The organism is Streptomyces sp. NTH33, from assembly GCF_003236365.1.
Taxonomy (GTDB): domain Bacteria; phylum Actinomycetota; class Actinomycetes; order Streptomycetales; family Streptomycetaceae; genus Streptomyces.
The window spans coordinates 1-5641 of record NZ_POTZ01000445.1 but is presented as its reverse complement, the minus strand read 5'-3'; the positions used below and the strand labels follow the sequence as shown (position 1 = coordinate 5641).

At 71.1% G+C, this 5641-nt stretch carries 5 protein-coding genes and 1 pseudogene; all 6 read left to right on the top strand.

The window, feature by feature from the left end; translation table 11 throughout:
* A partial coding sequence (locus C1I97_RS30020; RefSeq protein WP_111006245.1) for a M4 family metallopeptidase occupies positions 1–914 on the top strand: 914 nt, incomplete at its 5' end.
* A 21-nt stretch (positions 915–935) separates the two neighbouring features.
* Positions 936–1202 carry a protealysin inhibitor emfourin gene (locus C1I97_RS30015; RefSeq protein WP_111006244.1) on the top strand — a complete coding sequence of 89 codons (267 nt, stop codon included), beginning with the start codon at positions 936–938 and terminating at the stop codon, positions 1200–1202.
* Positions 1203–1248: 46 nt separating this feature from the next.
* Positions 1249–2562 (top strand): annotated as a pseudogene (locus C1I97_RS30010) (GH1 family beta-glucosidase); the annotation flags it as partial.
* 178 nt (positions 2563–2740) lie between these two features.
* Positions 2741–3823, top strand: coding sequence for a PhoH family protein (locus C1I97_RS30005; RefSeq protein WP_111006243.1), 1083 nt, complete (start codon positions 2741–2743; stop codon positions 3821–3823).
* A 12-nt stretch (positions 3824–3835) separates the two neighbouring features.
* Positions 3836–4333: an rRNA maturation RNase YbeY gene (ybeY, locus tag C1I97_RS30000; RefSeq protein ID WP_111006242.1), complete on the top strand. Its 498-nt coding sequence runs from the start codon at positions 3836–3838 to the stop codon at positions 4331–4333.
* 7 nt (positions 4334–4340) lie between these two features.
* Positions 4341–5641 (top strand): hemolysin family protein (locus C1I97_RS29995; protein WP_111006241.1); only part of this gene is annotated, 1301 nt, incomplete at its 3' end.

Below are 5641 nucleotides of genomic sequence, written 5' to 3'. Positions count from 1 at the left end.
CCGTCATCGGCGCACCCGCCGTCGCCCCGCCCGCCCGCCGGCAGGGCGGGCAGCCGCACCGCACGATCTACGACGCCCGGCACCGCACCGACCTGCCCGGGAGGAAGGTGCGCGGCGAGGGAAGCGGGCCCGGCAAGGACGCCACGGTCAACCGCGCCTACTCGGGGCTCGGCGCCACCTTCGAGCTGTACCTCACGGTCTACCGGCGGGACTCGATCGACGGCGGCGGCATGCCGCTGGACGCGACGGTGCACTACGGCGAGAAGTACGACAACGCCTTCTGGAACGGCGAGCAGATGGTGTTCGGGGACGGCGACGGGGAGATCTTCCTCGACTTCACCATCCCGGTCGACGTCATCGGCCACGAGCTGACCCACGGCGTCACCCAGCACACCGCCAACCTGGCTTACTTCGGCCAGTCCGGCGCGCTGAACGAGTCGGTCTCCGACGTCTTCGGCTCGCTGATCAAGCAGTACGCGCTCGGCCAGACCGCGGCCGAGGCCGACTGGCTGATCGGCGCCGGGCTGCTGGCCCCGGGCGTCAGCGGCACCGCGCTGCGCTCCATGAAGGCTCCCGGCACGGCGTACGACGACGACGTGCTCGGCAAGGACCCGCAGCCGGCCACGATGGACCACTACGTCCACACCGGCAGCGACAACGGCGGCGTGCACATCAACTCCGGCATCCCCAACCACGCCTTCTACCTGGTCGCCACCGCGCTCGGCGGCCACTCCTGGGAGAAGGCCGGGCAGATCTGGTACGACGTGCTGACCGGCGGCGAACTGAAGGAGGACGCGCTGTTCGCGGACTTCGCCACGCTCACCGTAAAGGCGGCCCGCGAGCGGTACGGCGCCGGCGACGAGCTGCAGGCCGTGCGGAAGGCGTGGGAACAGGTGGGGGTGCGGACGCTGTAGTTCCGTACTAGACACGGACCCATGCGGATTCGAGTGAGGCGCACGGGAGGTTTCGCGGGCATCGAGCGCCGCGCCGAGGTCGACACCTCGGGGCGGCCCGATGCCCAGGAGTTGCGGGAGCTGGCCGAGCGGGCGCTGGCCGCCGGCCGGGCCGCGCCGCCGGCCGGGGTGCCCGACGGGTTCGGTTACGAGATCACGGTGGACGGCCGGACGGTGTACGCGGCCGATCCCCGGCTGACCGGGGAGCAGCGGGAGCTCATCTCCAGAGTGCTCAAGGAGGGCGCGTGACTTCCTTTCGGTTCCTGGGCGTTGACTTCTGTTACCGACGGTAAGGATGATCCGGTCCATGGGGACGAACCCGATACCCCGGTTCCCGGCCGGCTTCCTGTGGGGCGTGTCGACCTCGGCGCACCAGATCGAGGGGGCGGCGGACGAGCGCGAACCGTCCGTGTGGGACGCGTTCACGGCCGAGCCGGGACGGGTGAAGGACGGCTCGACGGCGGCGGTGGCCTGCGACCACTACCACCGCCACCGCGAGGACGTGGCGCTGCTGGCCGGCCTCGGCGTGGACGCGTACCGCTTCTCGGTCTCCTGGCCGCGGGTGAACTCACCTGGCGGCCTCGACTTCTACGACCGCCTGGTCGACGACCTGTGCGCGGCGGGCGTCCGCCCGGTCCCGACCCTCTTCCACTGGGACCTGCCGGCGGGGCTGGACTGGCTGGAGCGGGACACGGCCGCGCGGTTCGCCGAGTACGTGTCGGTGGTCGCCGGACGCCTGGGCGACCGCACAGGAAAGTGGATCACGCTCAACGAGCCCGCCGAGCACACTCTGCTGGGGCACGCCCTGGGCGTGCACGCGCCGGGGAAGCGGCTGCTGTTCGACGCGCTGCCGGCCGCCCACCACCAGCTGCTCGCCCACGGCCTGGCGGTACGGGCGCTGCGCGCGGCCGGGGCCACGGACATCGGCATCGCCCACTCGCACGGGCCGACGTGGCCGGCGTCGAAGGAGCGGGCGGACGTGGAGGCGGCGGACTTCTACGACGTCCTGCTGAACCGGATGTTCGCGGAGCCGGTGCTGCTGGGCACGTACCCGAAAGGCATCGCGGAGCTGATGCCGGGCGACGTCGAGTCCGACCTGAGGATCATCGCGGAGCCGCTGGACTGGTACGGCGTCAACTACTACGCCCCCGCCCGGGTGGGCGCCCCGCAGGGCGAGGAGGCCGAGTCCGGCGGCGTGTCCCTCCCCGCCGGACTTCCCTTCTCGCTCCGGCGAATCGAAGGCCGCCCGGTCACGGACTTCGGCTGGCCCGTGGTCCCGGAGGGCCTGACCGAGCTGCTCACCGGCTTCCGCGACCGCTACGGCGACCGCCTCCCGCCCGTCGTCATCACCGAGAACGGCTGCTCCTACGAGGGACTCGACGACCAGGACCGCATCACCTACCTGGACGGCCACGTCCGCGCCCTGCACCGGGCGATCGAGGCCGGCGTGGACGTGCGCGGCTACTTCGTCTGGTCGCTGCTGGACAACTTCGAGTGGGCGGAGGGCTACGCGCGCCGGTTCGGGCTGGTCCACGTGGACTACGCCACACTCGCGAGGACGCCGAAAGCCTCGTACGCCTGGTTCCGGGACGTGCTGCGGGCCCAGAGGCGCCGGGACGACGCGGCCGGGGCCCGGCCGCACGGCGGTGCACGGCGGCGATCCCGCGCCGCGGGTGCCGAAAAGCCCTACGGGGTTGGCGTCCGCCCGTCGTACCCTGGGAAGCGCGAGGCCGCGGTCAGTCGCGCGGCCGTGACGAGGAGGAACAGCAGGCCTTCAGCGCCGGCCCATGACTCAGACATCCGCAGCCAGCAGCTCCGCGCAGGGGCAGGCGAAAGCGCAGTTCACCGTCCCCGCCCAGCACCCCATGGTGACGGTGCTGGGATCCGGCGACTCCCTCCTGCGCGTGATCGAGAAGGCCTTCCCGGGGGCCGACATCCACGTCCGGGGCAACGAGATCAGCGCGGTCGGCGACCCGGCGGACGTCGCCCTGGTCCAGCGCGTGTTCGACGAGATGATGCTGGTGCTCCGCACCGGGCAGCCGCTGACGGAGGACGCGGTGGAGCGCTCGATCGCCATGCTCAAGGCGAGCGAGAACGGGGAGGGCGACGGCCACGAGACCCCGGCCGAGGTCCTGACGCAGAACATCCTGTCCTCGCGCGGCCGCACCATCCGCCCCAAGACGCTCAACCAGAAGCGGTACGTCGACGCGATCGACAAGCACACGGTCGTCTTCGGCATCGGCCCCGCCGGTACCGGCAAGACCTACCTGGCCATGGCCAAGGCGGTGCAGGCCCTGCAGTCCAAGCAGGTCAACCGCATCATCCTGACCCGCCCGGCGGTCGAGGCCGGCGAGCGGCTGGGCTTCCTGCCCGGCACGCTCTACGAGAAGATCGACCCCTACCTGCGCCCGCTGTACGACGCGCTGCACGACATGATCGACCCGGACTCCATCCCACGGCTGATGGCGGCGGGGACGATCGAGGTCGCGCCGCTCGCATACATGCGCGGCCGAACACTCAATGACGCCTTCATCATCCTGGACGAGGCCCAGAACACCAGCCCCGAGCAGATGAAGATGTTCCTCACCCGCCTCGGCTTCGACTCGAAGATCGTGATCACGGGTGACGTGACGCAGGTGGACCTGCCGAACGGCACGAAGAGCGGTCTGCGGCAGGTGCAGGAGATCCTGGAGGGGGTCGAGGACGTCCACTTCTCCCGTCTGTCGTCGCACGACGTCGTACGGCACAAGCTGGTGGGCCGTATCGTCGACGCGTACGAGAAGTACGACAGCAGGCACGGCACCGAGAACGGCGCGCACAGGCCCGCCGGTCACGGCAGGTCCGCCGGGCACGGACACAAGGGGAAGTAGACCAGCACCACCATGTCGATCGACGTCAACAACGAGTCGGGAACCGAGGTCGACGAGCAGGCGATCCTCGACATCGCCCGCTACGCACTCACCCGGATGCGCATCCACCCGCTCTCCGAGCTCTCGGTGATCGTCGTGGACGCCGACGCCATGGAGCATCTGCACGTCCAGTGGATGGACCTGCCGGGGCCCACGGATGTCATGTCCTTTCCGATGGACGAGCTGAGGCCGCCGTCGAAGGACGACGACGAGCCCCCGCAGGGCCTGCTCGGCGACATCGTGCTGTGTCCCGAGGTCGCCGCGAAGCAGGGCGCCGAGGCCCCGACGCAGCACTCCATGGACGAGGAGCTGCAGCTGCTCACCGTCCACGGGGTGCTGCACCTGCTCGGCTACGACCACGAGGAACCGGGCGAGAAGGCCGAGATGTTCGGCCTGCAGGCCGCGATCGTGGACGGCTGGCGCGCGGAGCGGGGCCTGCGCGGCCCGTCCCCGGCGCCCACCGTCTCGTAAGCCGCTCATGAGTCCTCAGATCGTTCTCGGCGCGGTCTCCCTGGTCGTCGTCGCCTGGCTCGCCGCCTGCGCGGAGGCGGCCCTGCCCCGCGTGACCAGCTTCCGGGCCGAGGAGGCCGTGAAGTCCGGCCGCCGGGGCAGCGCCAGGCTGGCCCAGGTCGCCGCGGACGCGACCCGGTACCTGAACCTGGCGCTGCTGATCCGCGTGGCCTGCGAGATGGCGGCGGCGTCGCTGGTCACGTACGCGTGTCTGGAGGCGTTCGCGGGCACGGCCCGGGCGCTGGCGGTGGCCATCGCGGTCATGGTGCTCGTCTCCTACGTCGCCATCGGCGTCTCCCCCCGCACCATCGGCCGCCAGCACTCGCTGAACACCGCGATCGCGGCGGCGTACGTCCTGGTGCCGCTGGCCCGGGTACTGGGCCCGCTCCCCTCGCTGCTGATCCTCATCGGCAACGCGCTCACCCCGGGCAAGGGCTTCAGGCGCGGCCCGTTCGCCTCCGAGGCGGAGCTGCGGGCGATGGTCGACCTGGCGGAGCAGGAGTCGCTGATCGAGGCCGAGGAGCGCCGTATGGTGCACTCGGTCTTCGAACTCGGCGACACCCTCGTCCGCGAGGTCATGGTGCCGCGCACCGACCTGGTGACGATCGAGCGGTACAAGACGATCCGCCAGGCCCTCACCCTGGCCCTGCGCTCCGGGTTCTCCCGCATCCCGGTCACCGGCGAGAGCGAGGACGACATCGTCGGGATCGTGTACCTGAAGGACCTGGCCCGCAAGACGCACATCAGCCGGGACGCGGAGAACGAGCTGGTGTCGAGGGCGATGCGCCCGGCCGTGTTCGTGCCGGACACGAAGAACGCCGGCGACCTGCTGCGCGAGATGCAGAAGGAACGCAACCACGTCGCCGTGGTCATCGACGAGTACGGCGGCACGGCCGGTGTCGTCACCATCGAGGACATCCTCGAGGAGATCGTCGGCGAGATCACCGACGAGTACGACCGCGAGCTGCCGCCGGTGGAGGAGCTGGGCGACGACCGCTACCGCGTCACCGCGCGTCTGGACATCACCGACCTGGGCGAGCTGTACGGGCTGGAGGAGTACGACGACGAGGACGTGGAGACCGTCGGCGGACTGCTCGCCAAGGCACTGGGGCGGGTGCCCATCGCGGGGGCGTCGGCGGTCGTCGAGGTGCCGGACGGCCGTCAGCTGCGGCTGACGGCGGAGGCGGCGGCCGGCCGCCGGAACAAGATCGTGACGGTGCTGGTGGAGCCGGTGGCCCCGGCGGAGCCCGCCGGGGACGAGGGCGGGGA

Coding starts and splice junctions, on each gene's coding strand:
- C1I97_RS30015 (WP_111006244.1), top strand. CDS start 936: ATGCGGATTCGAGTGAGGCGCACGGGAGGTTTCGCGGGCATCGAGCGC.
- C1I97_RS30005 (WP_111006243.1), top strand. CDS start 2,741: ATGACTCAGACATCCGCAGCCAGCAGCTCCGCGCAGGGGCAGGCGAAA.
- ybeY (WP_111006242.1), top strand. CDS start 3,836: ATGTCGATCGACGTCAACAACGAGTCGGGAACCGAGGTCGACGAGCAG.